The 20492-nt window shown below is 67.8% G+C and carries 19 protein-coding genes; 7 read left to right on the forward strand and 12 right to left on the reverse strand.

Features of this window, described 5'->3' with window-relative positions; translation table 11 throughout:
- Positions 1 to 44 precede the first annotated feature (44 nt).
- The 7 genes from AC1D2F_RS07470 to AC1D2F_RS07500 form a co-directional block, all read right to left on the reverse strand.
- Positions 45 to 878: an HpcH/HpaI aldolase/citrate lyase family protein gene (locus AC1D2F_RS07470; protein WP_476966490.1), complete on the reverse strand. Its 834-nt coding sequence runs from the start codon at positions 876 to 878 to the stop codon at positions 45 to 47.
- Complete coding sequence (locus AC1D2F_RS07475) at positions 875 to 1435, reverse strand: MaoC family dehydratase (RefSeq protein WP_229993422.1); 561 nt, start codon at positions 1433 to 1435, stop codon at positions 875 to 877. The genes AC1D2F_RS07470 and AC1D2F_RS07475 overlap by 4 nt, the downstream gene beginning before the upstream one ends.
- The gene (locus AC1D2F_RS07480; protein ID WP_290369350.1) at positions 1432 to 2193 is read right to left on the reverse strand and encodes a CoA transferase subunit B; all 762 of its coding nucleotides are present in this window, start codon (positions 2191 to 2193) and stop codon (positions 1432 to 1434) included. The genes AC1D2F_RS07475 and AC1D2F_RS07480 overlap by 4 nt, the downstream gene beginning before the upstream one ends.
- A gap of 2 nt (positions 2194 to 2195) precedes the next feature.
- Positions 2196 to 2996 (reverse strand): CoA transferase subunit A, encoded by an 801-nt coding sequence (locus AC1D2F_RS07485; protein WP_229993423.1) that lies wholly within the window; start codon positions 2994 to 2996, stop codon positions 2196 to 2198.
- A 19-nt stretch (positions 2997 to 3015) separates the two neighbouring features.
- On the reverse strand, positions 3016 to 4179 hold the full coding sequence (locus AC1D2F_RS07490; protein ID WP_229993424.1) for an acyl-CoA dehydrogenase family protein: 1164 nt from the start codon (positions 4177 to 4179) through the stop codon (positions 3016 to 3018).
- A 96-nt stretch (positions 4180 to 4275) separates the two neighbouring features.
- Positions 4276 to 6438, reverse strand: coding sequence for an acetyl/propionyl/methylcrotonyl-CoA carboxylase subunit alpha (locus AC1D2F_RS07495; protein ID WP_476966491.1), 2163 nt, complete (start codon positions 6436 to 6438; stop codon positions 4276 to 4278).
- A 34-nt stretch (positions 6439 to 6472) separates the two neighbouring features.
- On the reverse strand, positions 6473 to 8080 hold the full coding sequence (locus AC1D2F_RS07500) for a carboxyl transferase domain-containing protein (RefSeq protein ID WP_364747377.1): 1608 nt from the start codon (positions 8078 to 8080) through the stop codon (positions 6473 to 6475).
- A gap of 149 nt (positions 8081 to 8229) precedes the next feature.
- Between AC1D2F_RS07500 and AC1D2F_RS07505 the strand changes: the two genes are divergently transcribed.
- Positions 8230 to 8901 (forward strand): SACE_7040 family transcriptional regulator, encoded by a 672-nt coding sequence (locus tag AC1D2F_RS07505; RefSeq protein ID WP_290369351.1) that lies wholly within the window; start codon positions 8230 to 8232, stop codon positions 8899 to 8901.
- A gap of 236 nt (positions 8902 to 9137) precedes the next feature.
- On the opposite strand, the gene AC1D2F_RS07510 is transcribed toward AC1D2F_RS07505, so the two are convergent.
- From AC1D2F_RS07510 to pdhA, 3 genes are read right to left on the reverse strand one after another with little or no spacing between them, the layout of a single operon-like run.
- Complete coding sequence (locus tag AC1D2F_RS07510) at positions 9138 to 10559, reverse strand: dihydrolipoamide acetyltransferase family protein (RefSeq protein ID WP_476966492.1); 1422 nt, start codon at positions 10557 to 10559, stop codon at positions 9138 to 9140.
- Positions 10556 to 11566: an alpha-ketoacid dehydrogenase subunit beta gene (locus tag AC1D2F_RS07515; protein ID WP_364747374.1), complete on the reverse strand. Its 1011-nt coding sequence runs from the start codon at positions 11564 to 11566 to the stop codon at positions 10556 to 10558. Before AC1D2F_RS07515 ends, AC1D2F_RS07510 begins: the two co-directional genes overlap by 4 nt.
- Positions 11566 to 12744, reverse strand: coding sequence for a pyruvate dehydrogenase (acetyl-transferring) E1 component subunit alpha (pdhA, locus tag AC1D2F_RS07520; RefSeq protein WP_229993429.1), 1179 nt, complete (start codon positions 12742 to 12744; stop codon positions 11566 to 11568). Before pdhA ends, AC1D2F_RS07515 begins: the two co-directional genes overlap by 1 nt.
- Positions 12745 to 12939: 195 nt before the next feature.
- Between pdhA and AC1D2F_RS07525 the strand changes: the two genes are divergently transcribed.
- Together AC1D2F_RS07525 and AC1D2F_RS07530 are read left to right on the forward strand one after the other, a co-directional pair.
- Positions 12940 to 13413: an Lrp/AsnC family transcriptional regulator gene (locus tag AC1D2F_RS07525; protein WP_229993430.1), complete on the forward strand. Its 474-nt coding sequence runs from the start codon at positions 12940 to 12942 to the stop codon at positions 13411 to 13413.
- Positions 13414 to 13547: 134 nt separating this feature from the next.
- Positions 13548 to 14228, forward strand: a complete 681-nt coding sequence (locus tag AC1D2F_RS07530) for a hypothetical protein (protein ID WP_229993431.1) — start codon at positions 13548 to 13550, stop codon at positions 14226 to 14228.
- A 90-nt stretch (positions 14229 to 14318) separates the two neighbouring features.
- Here the strand turns inward: AC1D2F_RS07530 and AC1D2F_RS07535 are convergent, their stop codons facing one another.
- Entirely contained in the window at positions 14319 to 15935 is a 1617-nt protein-coding gene (locus AC1D2F_RS07535; RefSeq protein WP_229993432.1) for a solute symporter family protein, read from the reverse strand.
- Positions 15932 to 16312, reverse strand: coding sequence for a DUF485 domain-containing protein (locus AC1D2F_RS07540; RefSeq protein WP_229993433.1), 381 nt, complete (start codon positions 16310 to 16312; stop codon positions 15932 to 15934). The genes AC1D2F_RS07535 and AC1D2F_RS07540 overlap by 4 nt, the downstream gene beginning before the upstream one ends.
- Before the next feature lie 226 nt (positions 16313 to 16538).
- Between AC1D2F_RS07540 and AC1D2F_RS07545 the strand changes: the two genes are divergently transcribed.
- From AC1D2F_RS07545 to AC1D2F_RS07560, 4 genes are all read left to right on the forward strand, one after another.
- Entirely contained in the window at positions 16539 to 17756 is a 1218-nt protein-coding gene (locus AC1D2F_RS07545) for a sensor histidine kinase (RefSeq protein ID WP_476966493.1), read from the forward strand.
- Between the two features lie 99 nt (positions 17757 to 17855).
- The gene (locus tag AC1D2F_RS07550) at positions 17856 to 18575 is read left to right on the forward strand and encodes a LytR/AlgR family response regulator transcription factor (RefSeq protein ID WP_476966494.1); all 720 of its coding nucleotides are present in this window, start codon (positions 17856 to 17858) and stop codon (positions 18573 to 18575) included.
- The gene (locus AC1D2F_RS07555) at positions 18572 to 18967 is read left to right on the forward strand and encodes a DUF485 domain-containing protein (protein WP_476966495.1); all 396 of its coding nucleotides are present in this window, start codon (positions 18572 to 18574) and stop codon (positions 18965 to 18967) included. Before AC1D2F_RS07550 ends, AC1D2F_RS07555 begins: the two co-directional genes overlap by 4 nt.
- Positions 18968 to 19007: 40 nt before the next feature.
- Entirely contained in the window at positions 19008 to 20471 is a 1464-nt protein-coding gene (locus AC1D2F_RS07560) for a sodium/solute symporter (RefSeq protein ID WP_364747366.1), read from the forward strand.
- Positions 20472 to 20492: the final 21 nt, after the last annotated feature.

Below are 20492 nucleotides of genomic sequence, written 5' to 3' on the forward strand. Positions count from 1 at the left end.
ACACGTCGGTGGGCAGCTGGGCGAGGGGCGGGAACTTCCGGCGGCTACCGGCCCGCGCGGCGCAGCGTGGACGCGGCGTGCTTGAGGATGGGTCCGTCGATCATCTTGCCCTTGAACTGGAAGACGCCCGTGCCTGCCGCGGAGGCAGCGGCGAGCAGCTCGGCTGCCGCTGAGACGTCTTCTTCTGTTGGCGCGTAAGCTTCGCGGACCACGGCCACCTGGTCCGGGTGGATGCACGCTTTGGACGCAAATCCGGACGCCACGGCGTCACGGGATTCGAGGGCCAGCCCGGCCAGGTCCGGGATGTTGACGTAGACGGCGTCGATTGCGTCCTTGCCGAAGGCGCCGGCGGCCAGGAGCACGCTGGAGCGGGCGTGCAGCGCGACGGCCCGGTAGCCGCCGCTTTCCGTCCTGCTGGAGGTTCCGCCGAGCGAGGCCAGCAGGTCCTCCGCACCCCACATCAAGGCCACCACATTGGGTTCGGCGGCGATGGCGGCGGCATTGAGGACACCTGCGGCCGTCTCACAGAGGGCAACCACGCTGTAGCCCTCGAGCTCCTTCAGCTGGGCGGCGCTCTCGGCCTTGGCCAGCATGACGTGCCGGTAGGGCGTGTGCTTGAGGCAGTGCAGGTCCTTCTCGAACTCGTCCGTGCCGGCCGGGTTGACCCGGATGATCGTGCGGCTCGGATCCAGTTCCGGGACGTCGCCGGTGGCGCCGAGTTGGGCGAGGATGGCGCCGCGGGCCCGCTGCTTGTCGGCGGGGGCGACGGCGTCCTCGAGGTCAACGATCACGGTATCGGAGCGCTCGGCGGCTTTCTGGTACCGCTCGGGGCGGTCGGCGGGGCAGAACAGCAGGGCAGGACCCATCAGGAAACTCATGTTTCTATTGTCCCCTTTTGCGCGGCTTCCAGCTCGGCAGCTGCGTGGGCCTCGCGTGTCCACATCAGGCAGCTGCGGGCAGCGAGCGCCACCACGTCCCCGCGCTGGTTCCGCCCCGTGTGCTGCATGGTCACGATGCCCTGGCCTGGGCGGGACGCGGACAGCCGTTTCCCGGTGACCACCGTCTCCGTGTACAGGGTGTCCCCGTGATACAGCGGGCGCGGAAAGGACACGTCCGTCAGGCCCAGCTGGGCGATGATGGTGCCCTGGGTCAGCTGCGGCACGGACTGGCCCACCACGGTGGCCAGGGTGAACATCGAATTCATCAGCCGCTGGCCGAACGGCTGCCCGGCGCTCCAGGCCGCGTCGAGGTGCAGGGCCTGGGTGTTCATGGTCATGGTGGTGAACAAGACGTTATCCGTCTCCGTGACGGTCCGGCCCGGCCGGTGGGCGTAGACCACGCCCTCCTCCAGCTCGTCGAAATAGAGGCCGCGCTGCTCGATCACCCGGGGGGTGCCGGCAACGGGGCTAGGGGCGGATCGGTCTGCGTCACTCATACGGTCAGTTCCTGGTCTTCCTCAAAGAGTTCGGCTCCGGTGGCCGCCACGACGTCCTCCACGGACACGTTCGGCGCCAGTTCGCGCAGCACCAGCCGGGGCGGCCCGGCGTCGGTCACGACGTCGATCACGGCGAGGTCGGTGATGATGCGGTCCACGCAGCCCTTGCCGGTCAGCGGCAGTGTGCAGGTTTCCACGATTTTCGGCCTCCCGTTGCGGTCCACGTGATCCATCATCACGATCACCTTCTTGGCCCCGAACACGAGGTCCATCGCACCGCCCATGCCCTTGACCATTTTGCCCGGGATCATCCAGTTGGCGAGGTCGCCGTTGGCGGCGACCTCCATGGCGCCGAGCACGGCCACATCGACGTGGCCGCCCCGGATCATGCCGAAGGAGGCGGCCGAATCGAAGAACGCCGCGCCCTTGTTGACCGTGACGGTTTCCTTGCCGGCATTGATCAGGTCCGGATCGATCTGGTCCTCGGCCGGGTAGGGTCCGACGCCCAGGATGCCGTTCTCCGAATGCAGCACCACCTCGACGCCGGCCGGAATGTAATTGGGTATCAGCGTCGGCATGCCGATGCCGAGGTTGACGTACTGGCCGTTGTGCAGTTCCTGCGCCACCCGGGCGGCGAGTTCATTGCGGGTCCAGCCCTTGCTCTCAACACCGGCGGGGTGTTCGAGCGCGGAGCGCCGGTATTCGTGGCGCACGGCCTCGGGACGGGGCGGGGCGTCTTGGGCTTTGTTCGTTTCCACGGCTATGCTCCTGCCTGCTCTGGCGCCTGCTTTGGTGCGCCGGAGGCCCCGGTGGTCACCGCAACCGTCCGCTTCTCAATGCGTTTCTCGCCCTGCGGGGCCAGCACCACGCGCTGGACGAAGATCCCAGGGACGTGGACGTGCTCCGGGTCCAGTTCCCCCGGCTGCACAAGTTCCTCGACCTCGGCGATCGTGATCTTCCCGGCCATGGCGCACAGCGGGTTGAAATTCATGGCGGTGGCGTGGAAGACGAGATTGCCGTGGCGGTCACCCTTCCAGGCGTGAACCAGGCCGAAGTCGGGCGTGAGCGATTCTTCCAGCACGTAGTCGGCGCCGTGGAAGCTGCGCACTTCCTTGGCGGCAGAGGCGATCGCTACGTTGCCGTCGGCGTCGTACTTCTGCGGCAGGCCGCCGTCAGACACCTGGGTTCCGACGCCGGCCGGCGTGTAGAAGGCGGGAATGCCGGCCCCGCCGGCGCGCAGCTTTTCGGCCAGCGTACCCTGCGGGGTGAGGACCACCTCCAGCTCGCCGGCGAGGTATTGCCGGGCGAACTCTTTGTTCTCCCCCACGTAGGAGCTGATGGTGCGCCGGATCCGGCCGTCCTTGAGCAGGATCCCGAGGCCCCAGTCGTCCACGCCGCAGTTGTTGCTGACGGTTTCCAGGTCCGTGGCGCCGCGCTCGTGCAGGGCCTCGATCAAGGTCACGGGGATGCCGCACAGCCCGAACCCGCCGACGGCGAGGGAGGCGCCGTCGTGGATGTCCGCGACAGCCTCGGCTGCGCTGGCAACAACTTTGTTGATCATCGGTGATCCTTCCGGCCGGCTACAGTCCCAGTTCGCGGGCGATCAGCATCAGCTGGACCTCCGTGGTGCCCTCGCCGACTTCAAGGATCTTGGAGTCGCGGTAGTGGCGCGCCACGGTGAATTCGTTGATGAAGCCATAGCCGCCGAACACCTGGGTGGCGTCCCGCGCGTTGTCCATGGCTGCCTCGCCTGCGACCATCTTAGCGATGGCCGCCTGCGTCTTGAACGGCTTGCCGGCAAGCATCCGGGCGGCAGCGTCGTAGTAGGCCAGGCGGGCCGTGTGGGCGCGTGCTTCCATCCGGGCGATCTTGAACGCAATGGCCTGGTACTTGCCGATGTTCTGCCCGAACGCGCTGCGTTCCTTGGCGTATTTCACCGACAGGTCCACGCAGCCCTGGGCCGCGCCGACGGCCAGGGCTGCGATCGCGATCCGGCCCTCGTCCAGGATGGAGAGGAAGTTGGCGTAGCCGCGGCCCTGGGTGCCCAGCAGGTTTTCCTCGGGGACGTGGACGTTGTTGAGCGTCAGCGGGTGGGTGTCCGAGGCGTTCCAGCCGACCTTGTTGTAGGCCTTCTCGGCTTTGAAGCCCGGGGTGTTGGTGGGCACCAGGATGGTGGAGATTTCCTTCTTGATGCTGCCGTCCGGGCGTTCGTCCTGGCCGGTCACCGCGGTGACGGTGACGAGCTTGGTGATGTCGGTGCCGGAGTTGGTGATGAACTCCTTGTTGCCGTTGATGACCCACTCTCCGCCGCCGCGTTTGGCGGTGGTCTTCGTTCCGCCGGCGTCCGAGCCGGCTTCCGGCTCGGTCAGGCCGAAGCCGGCGAGCGCCTTGCCGGAGGCCAGCAGCGGCAGCCACTCCTCCTTTTGGGCGGCGTTGCCGAAGCGGTGGATCGGCATGGCACCGAGGGAGACGCCGGCCTCGAGTGTGATGGCGACGGACTGGTCCACCCGGCCAAGCTGTTCCAGGGCCAGGGCGAGGGCGAAGTAGTCGCCGCCCATGCCGCCGAACTCTTCCGGGAACGGCAGGCCGAACAGGCCCATGTCCGCCATCTGGGCGACGATTTCGTAGGGGAAGCTGTGTTCCTCGTCGTGCTTGGCGGAAACCGGGGCCACCACTTCGTCGGCGAATTCGCGGACGGTGTTGCTGAGGTCCTGGTAATCCTCGCTGAGTTCAAAATCTGCCATGGGAGTGACTCCTGTGTCTGAGGTATTTCTGTGGTCTGTTGAAAGGGGTGTTGGGTCAGCGGCGGGCGTTGCTCCGCGGGCGTCAGTACGGTGCGGTCATTCGGCCGCGCCCATCGCGATGACCGCTTCCTCGATCGTGTCCTCGGCCTTCGAAGGCTCGGCCGGGACGGCGGGGTGGATCGTCGCCAGCACCTGGTCTGCCTTGACGAGGTCGCCTGGCCCGACGCTGATGTGGACGGTTCCGTCGAGGGGCGCCACGAGCTGGTGCTCCATCTTCATAGCCTCCACGGAGAGCAGCACTTGGCCGGCTTCCACGGCGTCACCGTTGCTGACGGACACGGACACCACGGTGCCGGGCATCGGCGAGCGCACCGCCGGGTCAGCGGCGCCTTCCTCGCGTTCGATCGCGGCCAGCACCCGGGCGAGCCGGGTCTCCCGGGTGAGCACCTCCAGGCGGCAGGACCAGCCCTCGTTGCCGAGGAAAAGTTCCGTGGGCGTCGTGTTGTTGTCCCGGTCTGGGCGGATCGGTCCCTGAGACACGGCCACGAGCGAGTACACCCGGGCTTCGCCGCCCAGGGTCAGCTCTGCGTGGTTGCGGTTGGGGAAGCGAAGCGAAGCCGTGCGCTGCGGCCCGCCGTCGACGGTCACTGCCGCCGTGCCCTGCCCCACGGCGCCGGACACCTCAACCGTCGCGACACCGCTGTCGGGAGTGCCAAGGCTGATCCGCCGTGGGGCGGGGGCACCAAGCCTCCAACCGTCGCGAAGGTCCCACGGGCCTTTCCCGGCGGCCTGCGCATCGTGCTCCTGCGTGGCAGCTGCGTAAAGCGCCGCGGCAGCGATCTCGAAGTCGCCCGGGCGGCGGAAGGAGAACTCCGGCATTTTGCGCTCTATCAGACCGGTGTCGAGGCGCCCGGCCCGGACGTCGGCGTCGTTGATCAGGAGCCGCAAGTACTCAACGTTGGTGTCGATGCCAAGCGCCGTGTAGCCGGCGAGTGCCCGGTTTAGGGTGTCGAGGGCCTCGGTGCGGTCCTGACCCCACGCGATGACCTTGGAAATCATCGGGTCATAGTTGGAGGAGATCTCCAGGTCCTCCAGCAGGGCAGAATCGACCCGGACTTGGCCATCTGCGTCACCGGGCAGTTCGTCCAGCACCAGGACCTTGCCGGTGGAGGGCATGAAGTTCTTCTCCGGAACCTCCGCGTACACGCGGGCCTCCACCGAGTGGCCGTTGAGCACGACGTCGTCCTGCCGGACGGTGAGTTCCCCGCCGGCGGCGATCCGGACCTGCCATTCAACGAGGTCGATGCCGGTGACCATCTCGGTGACGGGGTGTTCGACCTGCAAACGGGTGTTCATCTCCATGAAGAAGAACTCGTCCGGGGCGTTGTCCGAGACCAGGAATTCGACAGTGCCGGCGCCGGAGTAGTTGACGCTGCGCGCGGCGTTGCAGGCGGCCTCGCCGAGACGGGCCCGGATGTCCGCGCCGTCGGGCAGGGATTCCAGCAGCGGGGACGGCGCCTCCTCGATGACTTTCTGGTGGCGGCGCTGCAGGGAGCACTCGCGCTCCCCGAGGTGGATGACGTTGCCGTGGTTGTCGGCAAGGACCTGCACCTCGATGTGGCGCGGGGTGAGCACGAGCCGTTCCAGGAACAGGGTGTCATCGCCGAAGGCACTGGCAGCGACCCGCCGGGCGGTGGCCAGGGTGGCTTCGAGGTCCTCGGGCCGTTCCACGATGTGCATGCCCTTCCCGCCGCCACCGGCGGAGGGCTTGATCAGCAGCGGGAAGCCGACGCCGGCCGCGGCCTCGATCAGTTGCGCGTCCGTCATGTCCGGTTCGGCGATGCCCGGGACCACCGGGACGCCGTAGCCGGTGACGTGGTTTTTGGAGCGGATCTTGTCGCCCATGACGTTCAGGGATTCGACGCCGGGGCCGATGAACGTGATCCCGGCGTCCGCCAGGGCACGGGCGAAGTCGACGTTCTCGCTCAGGAAGCCGTAGCCCGGGTGCACGGCCTCGGCGCCGGTGTCGCGGCAGGCCTTCAGGATGGCCTCGATCTTCAGGTAGCTCTCGGTGGCGGCGGCCGGGCCGATCCTGACCGCGACGTCGGCCTCCCGCACGTGCCGCGCGCCGGCATCGGCGTCGGAATAGACGGCCACCGAACGGATCCCCAGGGCGCGCAGGGTCCGGATGACGCGGCAGGCGATCTCGCCGCGGTTGGCGACGAGCACGGTGCCGAACAGGGGCTTCTGGGGTGTCAAAGGTGCAGTCGACAAAGAAATAGTCACAGCTGGCTCACATCCGGAACAGGCCGAAGGAGGTCTCCGGCAGCGGGGTGCGGGAGACGACGTCGAGCGCCAGTCCCAGGACGGTGCGGGTGTCCGCGGGGTCGATCACGCCGTCATCCCAGAGGCGGGCGGTGGAGTAGTAGGGGCTGCCCTGGTCCTCGTACTGGGCCTTGATCGGGGCCTTGAACGCTTCCTCGTCCGCGGCGGACCATTCCTCGCCGCGGGCCTCGTACTGGTCCCGCTTCACGGTGGCGAGCACGCTGGAGGCCTGGTTGCCGCCCATCACGGAAATCCGGGACGCCGGCCACATCCACAGGAAGCGCGGCGAATAGGCCCGACCGCACATGGAGTAGTTCCCCGCGCCGAAGGACCCGCCGATCACCACGGTCAGTTTGGGGACGCGGGCGGTGGCGACGGCGGTGACCATCTTGGCGCCGTTCTTGGCGATGCCGCCCTGCTCGTAGTCCTTGCCGACCATGAAGCCGGAGAGGTTCTGCAGGAAGATCAGCGGGATGCCGCGCTGATCGCAGAGTTCGATGAAGTGCGCGCCCTTGAGTGAGGACTCGCTGAACAGCACTCCGTTGTTCGCCACGATCCCCACCGGGTGGCCGTGCAGCTTGGCGAAGCCCGTGACCAAGGTGGTGCCGTAGTTCTTCTTGAACTCGTGGAACTTGCTGCCGTCCACAAGCCGGGCAATGACCTCACGCACGTCGTACTGGGCGTTGACGTCCGTGGGAACGGCGCCGTAGAGCTCCTCCGGGTCGGCGACGGGTTCGACGACGGTATCCACGTCCCAGACGGGGGCGGCGGGCCGGGGCAGGGTGGAGACGATGTCGCGGACGATCTGGAGGGCATGCTCATCGTTCTCGGCCAGGTGGTCCGTGACTCCGGAGATCTTCGAGTGCACGTCGCCGCCGCCGAGTTCCTCGGCCGTGACGATCTCGCCGATCGCGGCCTTCACCAGCGGCGGGCCGCCCAGGAAGATGGTGCCCTGGTTGCGGACAATCACGGTCTCGTCGCTCATCGCCGGGACATAGGCGCCGCCGGCGGTGCAGGAGCCCATGACGGAGGCGATCTGCGGGATCTTCGCCGCGGACATCCTTGCCTGGTTGAAGAAGATCCGGCCGAAGTGTTCCTTGTCCGGGAAGACCTCGTCCTGCTTAGGCAGGAACGCGCCGCCGGAATCCACGAGATAGATGCAGGGCAGCCGGTTCTCCAGGGCGATTTCCTGCGCCCGGAGATGCTTCTTGACCGTCATCGGGTAGTAGGTGCCGCCCTTGACCGTGGCGTCGTTGGAAATGACCAGCACCTGCCGGCCGTGCACCAGGCCGATCCCGGCTATGACGCCGGCACCGGGCGAGTCGCCGTCGTACATGCCGTCCGCCGCCAGCGGGGCGATCTCCAGGAAGGGGCTGCCGTCGTCCAGCAGCCGGTCGATGCGCTCGCGCGGCAGGAGCTTGCCGCGCGCAACGTGGCGTTCCCGGGACTTTGCCGGCCCGCCCAGCGCTGCGGCGGCGAGCCGTTCCCTCAACTCGCCGGCCAGCCCCAGCTGGGCCTCCCGGTTCGCGGCATAGGCTGTGCTCATCGCATCCACCCGGCTGGCGATTGTCTCCATTGACTGATTCCGTTCCCTGACCTGCGCGCCGGACCGGCGACTCACGCCGCCCGGCTGTTTCGGTTAGTACCGCATAACTGAGATTTAGGTTAGTCTCTATTAACTGTGATGTCCAACACAGGGATCATTCGCAACGAGGGGATGCGCCGGTGACCGAGCCCAGCCAGACCGCCCAGCTTCCGTCCGCCCAGGCAGCCTCCACCCCGGCCCCCTCCACGCAGCGCAGCCAGGCCAAGGCGAACAGGCGGCAGGCCCTCTTGTCCGCCGCCGCTGCGCTCTTCGCCCTCGAGGGCTTCAACCGCGTTTCCCTGGAGGATCTGGGGGCCGCGGCCGGCGTCAGCGGGCCGGCGGTCTACCGCCACTTCGCCGGCAAGCAGGCCGTCCTCGGCGCGCTGCTGCTGAGCGTGAGCAAGGACCTGCTCGACGGCGGCCGCAAGGTGGTGGCCGATTCCGACGACGACCTGGCGGCGCTGGGCGGCCTCGTGGCCTTCCACGTCGACTTTGCCCTGAGCAACCCCGACGTCATCCGGGTCCAGGACCAGGACTTCAGCAACCTGGCCGGTGAGGACCAGGCCGAGGTCCGCACGCTCCAGCGCAACTACGTTGAACTCTGGGTGGACGTGCTGGCCGGGCTGCACGAGGGCACGGAGGCCGCCGAACTGCGGATGCGGGCACATGCCACCTTCGGCCTGATCAACTCGACCCCGCACTCGGTGCGCAGCCACGGGCGCCGGATCGGCGTCCGCCGCGCCAGGCCGCTGCTGGAAAGCATGGCGCTGGCCGCGCTCATGGCACCGGCCGCGCCCGAGCCGCTCGGCTAGGCAACTCCCCCGCCGCGCAACGCACTCCACGGTTCCGCGTGTCCACGTGTCCACGGCGCAGCCCGAGGGCACTTTGGCGCGGACATGCCGTGAACCAGGGCCCCGCCGTCGAACATTGCCCTTAATGTGCCCCCGGACGGAAACCACCCCGCCCACAAGACACTCCTGCGGACAACAACGCTGCCGGCCACCCTTCCTTGGCGGGAAGGGCAGCCGGCAGTTGTGATCTGGGGTGCCTAGACCATCGCCAGGACCATGCCCGGATCGGCCAGCATGGTCCCGAGGTCCTGCAGGAACCGTGAGCCCTGCTCGCCGTCGACCAGTCTGTGGTCGAAGGAGAGGCTGAGCGTCATGACCTGGCGCAGCGCGACCTCGTCCTGGTACTCCCACGGCATCTTCCGCACCGCGCCGAGGGCCAGGATGGCTGCCTCCCCCGGGTTCAGGATGGGCGTGCCGGCATCGATGCCGAAGACGCCGATGTTCGTGATGGAGATTGTGCCGCCGGAGAGCGCCTCGGTGCCCGTCTTCCCGGCCCGGGCCGTGTCCGTCAGTTCCGTCAGCGCGGTGGAGAGCTCCATGAGGGACATCCGGTCCGCGTCCTTGATATTCGGAACGGTCAGGCCCCTCGGGGTCGCGGCCGCGATGCCCAGGTTCACATAGTTGAACTGGACGATCTCCTGGTTGGCCTCGTCCCACCGGGCGTTGAGCGTCGGGTGGTTGCGCAGCGCGATCAGCACGGCCTTGGACACGAGCGTCAGCGGTGTGAGCTTGTAGCCGGCGAACGCGCGGCTGGCCTTCAGCCGTGCCAGCAGCTCCATCGTGGGGGTGACGTCAACGGTGAGGAATTCCGTGACGTGCGGTGCGGTGAAGGCGCTGGCCACCATGGCGGCGGCCGTGAATTTCCGCACGCCCTTGATCGGTGTGCGGGTCTCCCGTTCGCCCCCGGCCGGGACGCGCCCGGTGGACTGTGCCCCAACTGACTGCGCCGGCGCGCCGGCGAGTTCCTGGGCGGCTGCGGTCAGGTCTCCGCCGCCGACGAAATTCAGGACATCCTCACGGGTGATCAGCCCGTGCTCGCCCGTGCCGGTCAGGGCCTCGAGGTCGACGCCGAGATCCTTGGCCAGCTTCCGCACCGGCGGCGTGGACCGCGGACGCTCCCCCGGCGCGGATGTGGCCGGCTTGGTTGCGACGGGCGTGGTTTCGACCGGCTCAGCAGCGCGGACCGCTGCCACCGGCTCGACGAGGGCGGCCGGAGAAGCCGCCGCCGGGGCCGCGAAGGTGCGGGTGCGGCGGGCGGGCCGGCCGGAGGCTTCGAGGACGGCGCCGTAGCCCACCAGGTTCGGCTCACGTTTGGCGGCGGCGTCTGCACCGGCACCTACGGCGGTACCGGCACCGCCGGCGCCGTCGTCCTCAATCTCGAAGGACACGATCGGCTTGCCGACCTCGACCACGGTGCCCGGCTGCTCGTGCAGCGCGGCGACGACGCCGGCGAACGGCGAAGGCAGCTCGACGACGGCCTTAGCTGTCTCCACCTCGGCGATGATCTGGTTGAGTGTGACGGTGTCCCCTACCGCGACCTTCCAGGCGACGATTTCCGATTCCGTCAGTCCTTCGCCGAGGTCCGGCAGCCTGAATTCCTTGATCATTGTGGCGCTCATCCTTCCAGCCCGCTGAGGGAGTTGGGGCGGCCCAGGGCACGGTCGACGCCGTCGAGAATCCTGTCAAGGCCCGGCAGGTGGTGCATTTCCAGCTTGGAGTACGGGTACGGAACGTCGAAGCCGGTCACGCGGACCGGGGCGGCTTCGAGGTGGTAGAAGCAGCGTTCGGTGATGCTCGCGGCAACTTCGGCGCCGAGCCCGCCGGACTGGCCGGCCTCGTGGGTGATGACCAGCCGGCCGGTCTTGCGGACAGAGGCCTCAAGGGTGGTGAAGTCCAGCGGTGCCAGCGAGCGGAGGTCGATGACCTCGACCGAGACGCCTTCGTCCGCGGCCGCCAGTGCGGCGTCGCGGGCGGTCTTGACCAGCGGGCCGTAGGCCACGAGGGTGACGTCGTTGCCCTCGGTGACCACGCGGGCCTTTTCCATGGACAGCGCAGCGCTCAGGTCGACGGTCTCGTCCACCTCGCCCTTGTCGTGGTAGCGCCGCTTGGGCTCGAAGTACAGGACGGGATCATCGGAGGCGATGGCCTGCTGGATCATGGTGTACGCGTCCTGGGGGTTGGACACGCTGATCACGCGCAGCCCCGAGGTGTGGGTGAAGTAGGCCTCGGGCGATTCCGAGTGGTGTTCCGGCGAGCCGATGCCGCCGCCGAACGGGACGCGGATGGTGATGGGCATCTTGACCGCGCCCTGGGTGCGGTAGTGCATCTTGGCGACCTGGCTGACGATCTGGTCGAACGCCGGGTAGATGAAGCCGTCGAACTGGATCTCCACCACCGGGCGGTAGCCGCGGTACGCCAGGCCGACGGCGGTGCCCATGATGCCCGATTCGGCGAGCGGGGTGTCCACGACGCGGTGCTTCCCGAAGTCTTTCTGCAGCCCGTCGGTGACACGGAAGACACCGCCGAGGGCGCCGATGTCCTCCCCCATCAGGATCACCTTGGGATCGTTTTCGAGGGACTTGCGCAGGCCCGAATTGATGGCTCGGGCAAAGGTCATCTGCGTCATCAGCGTGCACCTTCTTCTGAAGCGGCTTCTGCGGGATCGCCGAAGGAAGCCAGGTAACGGGAGTAATGGTCCTGCTGGCGGTCCAGCCAGGAGTTAGGTGTGCTGTAAACGTGCTTGAAGATATCCAGCGGCTGCGGCTCGGGCATGTTGATGGTGCCGGCCCGGAGTTCCTTGGCCACGGCGTCGGCCTTCGCGGCGACGGCGGCCTCAAGGTCCGCGGTCAGCAGTCCCTTGCGGTCCAGCAGCGATTTCACCCGGGAAATCGGGTCCTTGGCGGCCCAGTCCTCGAGCTCGTTGGCATCCCGGTAGCGGGTGGGGTCATCCGCCGTCGTGTGTGGGCCCATCCGGTAGGTCACGGCCTCGATAAAGGTGGGTCCGCCGCCGTGCCTGGCGCGGTCCAGGGCGATGCGGGTGGCCGCCATGACGGCGAGGACATCGTTGCCATCGACCCTCATGCTGGGGATGCCGAAGCCTGAGGCGCGGTCCGCCAGCTGAATGTGGGACTGCAGCCGGACGGGCTCCGAGATGGCCCAGTGGTTGTTCTGGCAGATGAAGACGACCGGCGCCTGGAAGCTCGCGGCGAAGACCATGGCTTCGTTGACGTCGCCTTCGCTCGTGGCACCGTCGCCGAAGTAGGCCACGGCAACGCAGTCGGCGCCGTCGTTCTGGATGCCCATGGCATAGCCCGTGGCGTGCAGGCTCTGCGCACCGATGATGATCTGCTGGGTGGCGACGTTGACGGTGAACGGGTCCCAGCCGGCGGAGGCGTTGCCCCGCCAGGCGCGGACCAGGTCCTCAACCTTCACTCCGCGGCAGTAGGCCACGCCGTTGTCGCGGTAGCTGGGGAAAACAAAGTCGTCGTCGCGCAGCGCGCGGGCCGAGCCGATCTGGGATGCTTCCTGGCCAAGCAGCGGGGGCCAGAGTGCCAGTTCGCCCTGCCGCTGGAGGGCAGTGGCTTCGGCATCGATCCGGCGGATGACCACCATGTCCTCGTAGAGCGAGCCAAGCTGCTCGTCGCTGACGTCCTGGAGCCAGGGATCGAACTCCGGATGGCTGATGCGCTCACCCGCCGGAGTGATGAGCTGGACGAGATCCCCGCCCGTCCGCCTCGTTGAATTTTCACTGTTCCCGGGGCCCCCGGCGGAAATGCCGCCCTTGCCCGCGTCGTCGGTAAACACTGTTGTCCGCACCTTCTGACGTCGTCTGACCGGAACTCGCAGGACTCGTGATCCCGCGGCGCGCCAGCCGCCCGGGCGCCGTTGCCCCGGATAATTGTGACCCTACTCACAATGCTCATCGGGTACAACCGCCCGTTAAAATGTTGAGCATTATGCACTGTTTGACGCCACCGGACCGTGCTAATCTTGCGCATTATGCAACCCTTGGATGGCACTGACACCCGCCTGCTTTCGGCCATGGCCCGGGACCCCCGGCGGACCGTGGTGGCCCTCGCCCAGAAGCTGGGCCTGTCGCGCAATACGGTGCAGGCCAGGATGGCCCAGCTGGAGAAAAAGCATGTGTTCCTCTCCTTCGAGCGACGCATCAATCCGGTGTCCTTGGGGTACCCGCTGATGGCTTTCATCTCCGTCCACGTCCAGCAACAGAAGCTCGGCACCCTGGCGCTCGAGCTGGCCGGGATTCCGGAAATCCTGGAGGGCTACGGCCTGACAGGCTCGGCCGATCTGCTCCTGCGGGTGGTGGCACTCGACGCCGAGGACCTGTTCCGGATTAACGGCAAGATCCTGGCCTGCGACGGCGTGGACCGGACCGATACCGCCCTGGCGATGGGTGAGCTGATCCCGTTCCGGATTCAGCCGCTGCTCGAACGCGGATCCGCCGACAACTGATCGGCTCCTCATCTGTGCCGCGGGCGGCCGCGGCGCTAGGCTGTGTCCGTTGGGTCTTCCTGAGTCCTTGGGTCCGCGCACGCGGCCCTGCGCAACAGGCAGTGGCTGTCTGGACTGCCGGAAAGGCTTGAACCGTGAGCAGTCCCGAGGAACCGCACCGCCCGGTACCGCCGCAGCCCGGGCATGAGCCTGCGTCCGGCCACCCGGCGCCCGGTCAGCCGCCCGTTCCGTACTATGCGGCCCCGCCCGGGGCGCCCGGCAACGGTGCACCTCCCAACTACCCGCCGCCCAGCAACCCGCCACCTGCGAACGGCGCACCGCCGTACTACGGCGGACCGGGGCAGCCGCCGCCATACTACGGCGGCCCCGGCCAGCCTCCCCCCAAAAAGAGCCGCAAGGCCTTGTGGATCGTCCTCGGGATCGTCGGCGGGGTCCTGCTGCTGGTAGCGGCCGGCGTCGTCATCCTCATCAGCGTGGTGGGCGGAGCAACCAACCAGGCACGGGGCATCGCGGACGATTTCACGAAGCTGATCATCGCCGGCGAGGCGAGCACCGCCTACGAGAAGTACCTGGACCCCGCCCTCATGCAGAAGATTTCCCCGGAGGAGTTCGCCGCGGGGGTGGAAAGCCTGGAGCTGGACGGCAGCTGTAAACCAAACTTTTCAAGCCTCAACGTCAGCTCCAACAACGGCTCCAACGCGGCCGACGTCGCGGGTTCCATCGACTGCGACACCAAGCGCGTGGAGCTGGCCTACCGCTTCGAGGGCCGCGACGAGCTGAAGATGGTGAACATTCGGCTGCGGCCCCAACGCTGACCTCGGAAAACTCTTGCGCGGCCGGCGCCCATCCAACGGCAGGAGCTCCCGTGCTGCCGCACGGGAGCTCCTGCCGTTGGTATGCCGGTCCTAGTGGTTGGTAGCCTTCTCGGCACCCACCCCGGTCAGGGAACGGACCTCCATTTCGGCCTGCTTCGTGGCGTCTTCCTTCCGCTTGTCCAGGACGGTGCCGAGCCATCCGAGGAAGAACGCGAGCGGGATGGAGACGATGCCCGGGTTGCTCAGCGGGAAGACAGCGAAGTTGGCGCCTGGGATCATCGACGTCTTGGCCCCCGACACCACCGGGGAGAGCGCAATCAGGATGATGGCCGCGGACAATCCGCCGTACATGCTCCATACGGCTCCCTGGGTGGTGAACCGGCGCCAGAACAGCGAGTAGAGGATGGTCGGAAGGTTGGCGGACGCCGCCACAGCGAAGGCGAGCGCCACGAGGAACGCGACGTTTTGTCCGTTGGCGAAGATGCCGCCGGCGATGGCCAGCAGGCCGATCACCACCACGGTGCGGCGGGCAACCTTGACCTCGGTGTCGGCGTCGGCCTTCCCCTTGGCCAACACGTTGGCGTAGATGTCGTGCGCGAAGGACGCCGCAGCGGTGATGGTCAGGCCGGCCACCACGGCGAGGATCGTGGCGAAGGCCACCGCGGAGATGAAGCCGAGCAACAACGGTCCGCCGAGGTGGAACGCGAGCAGCGGTGCGGCCGAGTTGACGCCGCCCGGAGCGGACTTGATGGTGTCCGCGCCGACGAGTGCCGCTGCGCCGTAGCCGAGCACCAGCGTGAAGAGGTAGAAGATGCCGATCAGCCAGATGGACCACACCACGGACTTGCGGGCTTCCTTGGCCGTGGGCACGGTGTAGAAGCGCATCAGCACGTGCGGCAGGGCCGCGGTGCCGAGCACCAGCGCCAGGCCCAGGGACATGAAGTCGAGCTTGGAGGTATCGGACTTGCCGTACTGCAGGCCAGGGTTCAGGACGGCGGGATTCTTCGCGGTTTCCACTGCACCGCCGAGCAGATCAGAGAGGTTGAACCCGTAGATCGCCAGGACCCAGAAGGTCATGACCGCGGCGCCGGCAATCAGCAGCATGGCCTTGATGATCTGGACCCAGGTGGTGCCCTTCATGCCGCCGATCAGCACGTACATGATCATGAGGACGCCGACGACGATGATCACCAGGGCCTGTCCGCCCCAGTCGCTGATGCCCAGCAGCAGGGAGATGAGGCTGCCGGCACCGGCCATCTGCGCCAGCAGGTAGAAGAAGCAGACGGCCAGGGTGGAGATGGCGGCCGCGATGCGCACGGGGCGCTGCTTGAGCCGGAAGGACAGAACATCGGCCATGGTGAACTTGCCCGTGTTGCGGAGCAGTTCGGCCACGAGCAGCAGGGCAACGAGCCAGGCGACAAGGAAACCGATGGAGTACATGAAGCCGTCGTAGCCGTTGATGGCGATCGCGCCGGTGATGCCCAGGAAGGAAGCCGCGGAGAGGTAATCGCCGGCGATCGCCGTGCCGTTCTGCGAACCCGTGAAGGAGCGTCCGGCGGCGTAGTAGTCGGCTGCGGTCTTGTTGTTGCGGCTGGCGCGGAAGACGATCACCATGGTGACCGCCACGAACAGGGCGAAGATGGCCATGTTCAGCAGGGTGGTGTCTTTGAGTGCGGCGACATTGACCGCGGGGACCATGAGTGTCATTTTGCTGCTCCGCCTACCGGGTTGCCGTGCTTGTCGAATTCGTGCCCTTCGATTCCGTGGCGGATTTCAGAGGCAATGGGGTCGAGCTTGCGGTTCGAGTAGCTGACGTACCAGCCGGTGATGGCAAACGTGGAGACGAACTGCAGCAGGCCCAGGATCAGGCCGATGTTGATGTTGCCCCAGACCTTCGTGGACATGAATTCCACCGCATAGTCGGCCAGCAGGACATACGCGAAGTACCAGAGCAGGAATGCAATGGACATCGGGAAGACAAAGCTGCGGTGACGTTTGCGCAGTTCCTTGAACTGCTCCGTCGACTGGACTTCCTTGAAGTCCACGGCCGCCGCTGCGTCCGTTTCTTGGGCGTCGTGACCCATCGGTTCCTCCTCATTGAGACTGGTGAGCCCACACCGGCTGCCGTGGTCTCGCGGGACACCGCATACAACCCCTCGAGCCAATGTGACTTCAATCACTGTGTACCGTGGCACGCGTGCGTTCCAGAACCCGCGCTACTTGCGTCGCCCAGCGGTCCCCATGCTGCGCCAAACGGTGCCCCAGGACGCCGAAAGGGGCACGCGCCGGCCCCGACGGTAGGCTGGCACCATGCCGGATTCTCCCCTGCTCACCGCCGCCTCAGTCGCGGTGATTGCCCTGGCGATCGCGGCCGTCATCGCCGTGGGTCTCAAGGTCCTCCGCTCCTTCCGGGACCTCGGCACCGATGCGGAGCGGGCCACGTACAAGACGCTGCATGCCGCCTCCCGTGCCGGCCAGTACCTGCGGACGGGCCTGAACCCGGCCGGCGCGGCCAAGGCCAGCAAGCAGTTGCGCAGCCTGCTGGGCTGCGACGCCCTGGCCATCACCGACACAACGGGCGTGCTCGCGTGGGACGGTGCCGGCGAGGAGCTCAAGCCCGCCCTGATGGGGCTAGCGGCCAAAGTGCTCGACGGCGGCCACCTCGCCGTGATTCCCGCGGGCGAACTTCAGCTGCTTGCCGCAGGCGACGGCGGCCGGCCGCTGACGCCGGAGGTGGAGCGCGCCGTCGTGATCGCCCCGATCAGGGCCGGCGCCCGCGTGGTCGGCGTGGTCGCGGCCTTCGCGCCGGCCGCCGGCGCCGGACTGGTCCGTGCCACCGGCGAGGTGGCCGACTGGGTGGCCACACAGGTGGAACTCGCCGAACTGGATGCCTCCCGCACCCTCTTGATGGAAGCGGAGGTCCGGGCCCTCCGCGCCCAGATCAGCCCGCACTTCATCTACAACTCGCTCAACGCGATCGCCTCCTTCATCAACACGGATCCGGTTCGCGCGCGCGAGCTCGTCGTGGAGTTCGCCGATTTCACCCGCTACTCCTTCCGCCGCCACGGTGACTTCACCACCCTGGCCGAGGAGCTGCGCTGCATCGACCGCTACCTGCTCCTGGAACGGGCCAGGTTCGGGGACCGGGTGCAGGTCAGCCTGCGGATCGCTCCGGAGGTCCTCAGCACGGTGATCCCCTTCCTGAGCCTGCAGCCGCTGGTGGAAAACGCGGTGCGGCACGGTCTGGAGGCCAAGGAGGGGCCGGGCCACATCTCCATCACGGCGAACGACTCCGGCGCGTTCGCCGAGGTGACGATCGAGGACGACGGCGTCGGCATGGACCCGGAGCAGCTGCGCTCCGTCCTTGCCGGGCACAGCGACGGCGAGCACGTGGGGCTGCGCAATGTCGACGCCCGCCTGCGGCAGGTTTACGGTGACGACAACGGCCTCGTGATCGAGACGGCACCGGGCGAAGGTACCCTGATCACGATGCGCGTCCCCAAGTCCCAGCCCCGGCACGACGCCTGATCCGGGACGGTTCCCGCCGTCCTGTCTTGGTGTCCCCGGCGGCTGCACATGGCTGACGGCCTGAGCCGGTCAAAACGGCTGCGGCAGTAGGCTAGAGCCATGATTAACGTCCTCGTCGCCGACGACGAGCTCCCCGCCGTCGAGGAACTGGCCTTCCTGCTCGGCAAGGATGACCGGATCGGCGCCATCCACCGTGCCTCCTCCGGTGCCGAGGCCCTGCGGGCGCTTGAGGCCGAGGAAGTCGACGCCGTCTTCCTCGACATCCACATGCCGGCGCTCACAGGGCTGGATATTGCCCGGGTCATTTCCCGCAGCGCCCACCCTCCCGCCGTAGTCTTCGTGACCGCGGATGAGGACTGCGCGCTGGAGGCCTTCGAGCTCGCGGCCGTGGATTACCTCCTCAAGCCCGTGCGCGCCGAACGGCTGGCGAAATCGATCGGCCGCATCAGCGAGCTGCTCAAGGACGATGCCCCGGCACCGGAAATGATCACCGTGGATCTGGGCGGGACCACCAAGATGATCCGGCGCGATGATGTCACGTACGTCCAGGCGCAGGGCGACTACGCCCGGTTGCACACCGCAGAGGCGAGTTACCTCATCAGGGTTCCGCTGGCCGACCTCGAGCAGCAGTGGGCCGACGCCGGTTTCCTCCGCATCCACCGCTCCTACCTGACCGCGCTGAGCCACATCAGCCACATGAGGCTTGCCGCGGCGCGGCCCAGCGTCACCGTGGCAGGGGCCGAACTGCCTATCAGCCGCAGGCACCTGCCGGCGGTCCGGGAAAAGCTCGAAGCAAACCGTATCCGGCCGCAGGCATGACGCGGGTCCGGGTCACAGCGCCCCGCAGCCTCACGCCAACCGGCACTGTCACGCCAGACGGCGCCGCCCTGGCCGGCGGGCGCTCCGCGGCGGACGCGCATGAGGCGGCAGAGGAATCCGACGCCGGCCAGTTGTTCGTCCGCTCACTCATCCGGTCCCAGCTCCGCCTGGGCCTCGTGGTGGGCCTGGGCTTCCTGCTGATCCTGCTCGCTTTCCCGCTCATGCTCGGGCTGGTCCCGGGCCTGGCGGACTCCACCATTGCCGGCCTGCCTTTCGACTGGGTCCTGCTGGGTGCCGGAATCTATCCCGTGATCGGTCTCAGCGCCTGGCTCTACGTGCGGACCGCCACCAGGAACGAGGCCCGCTACCGGGACCTCGCCGGCGACAAGTGAGGGACATGGCCGGGCAGCTGACGTTCCGGGTGAGCGGAACGTGAACCCCGTCGTCGGGCTGGCGGCGTTCGCCGCGGTCTCGCTCGCTACGGCCGTCATCGGTTTCTACGGGTTGCGGGTCTCACGCACCACCGGGGACTTCTACGTGGCTTCCCGGACGGTCAAGCCGTGGTGGAATGCCTCGGCGATCGGCGGCGAGTACCTCTCCGCCGCGAGTTTCCTTGGTGTGGCCGGACTGATCCTGCTCTCCGGCACTGATGCTTTGTGGTACCCGGTGGGTTACACGGCCGGCTACCTGATGCTGCTCCTGTTCGTCGCCGCTCCCTTGCGCCGCTCCGGCGCCTATACGATTCCGGATTTCACCGAGGCACGCCTGGATTCTCGTGCCGTCCGCCGCGTGACAAGCCTGGTGGTGGTCCTGGTCGGCTGGCTCTACATCGTCCCGCAGCTCCACGGCGCCGCCCTGGCAATCCGGATCACCACGGGCCTGCCGGCCTGGGTGGGCCCGGTGGCGGTGGTCGGCGTCGTCTGCATCACTGTGGTGGCGGGCGGGATGCGCTCCATCACGTTCGTCCAGGCGTTCCAGTACTGGCTCAAGCTGACCGCGCTGGCGGTGCCAATAGTGTTCCTGCTGTTTGCGCTGGGCGGCGGCGAATCCGCCGCGGCGGCCCCCGCCGCCAATCCGACGGCGTTGGCCCCCGCGGGCCCGTATCAGATCATTTCGCTGCTCGTGGCCCTGCTCTTTGGAACACTCGGGCTCCCGCACGTGCTGGTCCGTTTCTATACGAATCCGGACGGGCAGTCCGCCCGGCGGACCACCCTGATTGTCCTGGGCCTGCTGTCGGCCTTCTACCTGTTCCCGACGGCGTACGGCATGCTCGGGCGCATGTTCGCGCCGGACCTTGCCCAGAGCGGCCAGGCCGATGCGCTGGTGCTGCTGCTGCCGGGCCGGATGATCGGCGGGATGGCCGGCGACCTGCTGACGGCGCTCGTGGTGGCCGGTGCGTTCGCGGCGTTCCTGTCGACGACGTCCGGCCTGGTGGTCTCCCTGGCAGGCGTGATCAGCCAGGACGTGTTCGGCGGCAGTGTCCGGGGCTTCCGGCTGGCGGCATTGATCTCGGCCATTGTCCCGCTGGGGATCGCGTCGATGACCGAATCGCTGGCCCTGGCCGGCAGCGTGGGGCTCGTGTTTGCCTTTACGGCGTCCACTATCTGCCCGGTGCTGCTGCTGGGCATCTGGTGGCGGGGTCTGACGGACGCCGGGGCAATCGCCGGCATGGCGACCGGCGGTGTGCTCTGCGGCAGCGCGATGGTGGCCGGTTCGGTGCTGGGTGCTGCCCAGTCGCCGTCGTGGCTGGCGCAGCCCGCCGCCTGGACGGTCCCGGCGGCGTTCGCCGTCACGGTGCTGGTCTCCCGGGCCACGCGGGGCCGGGTGCCGCGGACCATGACGCGGGTCATGACCCGGCTGCACACCCCGGAACGGCCGCTCGCGACGGAGCGGTGACTGGACAACGCTGACCCGGCG

Source organism: Arthrobacter sp. P1_B3, assembly GCF_056406615.1.

Bases quoted from the DNA above. Each gene is read 5' to 3' on its own strand.
- AC1D2F_RS07470 (WP_476966490.1), bottom strand. From the start codon at position 878: ATGAGTTTCCTGATGGGTCCTGCCCTGCTGTTCTGCCCCGCCGACCGC.
- AC1D2F_RS07475 (WP_229993422.1), bottom strand. From the start codon at position 1,435: ATGAGTGACGCAGACCGATCCGCCCCTAGCCCCGTTGCCGGCACCCCC.
- AC1D2F_RS07485 (WP_229993423.1), bottom strand. From the start codon at position 2,996: ATGATCAACAAAGTTGTTGCCAGCGCAGCCGAGGCTGTCGCGGACATC.
- AC1D2F_RS07515 (WP_364747374.1), bottom strand. From the start codon at position 11,566: ATGACGCAGATGACCTTTGCCCGAGCCATCAATTCGGGCCTGCGCAAG.
- AC1D2F_RS07525 (WP_229993430.1), top strand. From the start codon at position 12,940: ATGCAACCCTTGGATGGCACTGACACCCGCCTGCTTTCGGCCATGGCC.
- AC1D2F_RS07540 (WP_229993433.1), bottom strand. From the start codon at position 16,312: ATGGGTCACGACGCCCAAGAAACGGACGCAGCGGCGGCCGTGGACTTC.
- AC1D2F_RS07490 (WP_229993424.1), bottom strand. From the start codon at position 4,179: ATGGCAGATTTTGAACTCAGCGAGGATTACCAGGACCTCAGCAACACC.
- AC1D2F_RS07510 (WP_476966492.1), bottom strand. From the start codon at position 10,559: ATGAGCGCCACAATGATCAAGGAATTCAGGCTGCCGGACCTCGGCGAA.
- AC1D2F_RS07535 (WP_229993432.1), bottom strand. From the start codon at position 15,935: ATGACACTCATGGTCCCCGCGGTCAATGTCGCCGCACTCAAAGACACC.
- AC1D2F_RS07545 (WP_476966493.1), top strand. From the start codon at position 16,539: ATGCCGGATTCTCCCCTGCTCACCGCCGCCTCAGTCGCGGTGATTGCC.
- AC1D2F_RS07555 (WP_476966495.1), top strand. From the start codon at position 18,572: ATGACGCGGGTCCGGGTCACAGCGCCCCGCAGCCTCACGCCAACCGGC.
- AC1D2F_RS07500 (WP_364747377.1), bottom strand. From the start codon at position 8,080: ATGGAGACAATCGCCAGCCGGGTGGATGCGATGAGCACAGCCTATGCC.
- AC1D2F_RS07550 (WP_476966494.1), top strand. From the start codon at position 17,856: ATGATTAACGTCCTCGTCGCCGACGACGAGCTCCCCGCCGTCGAGGAA.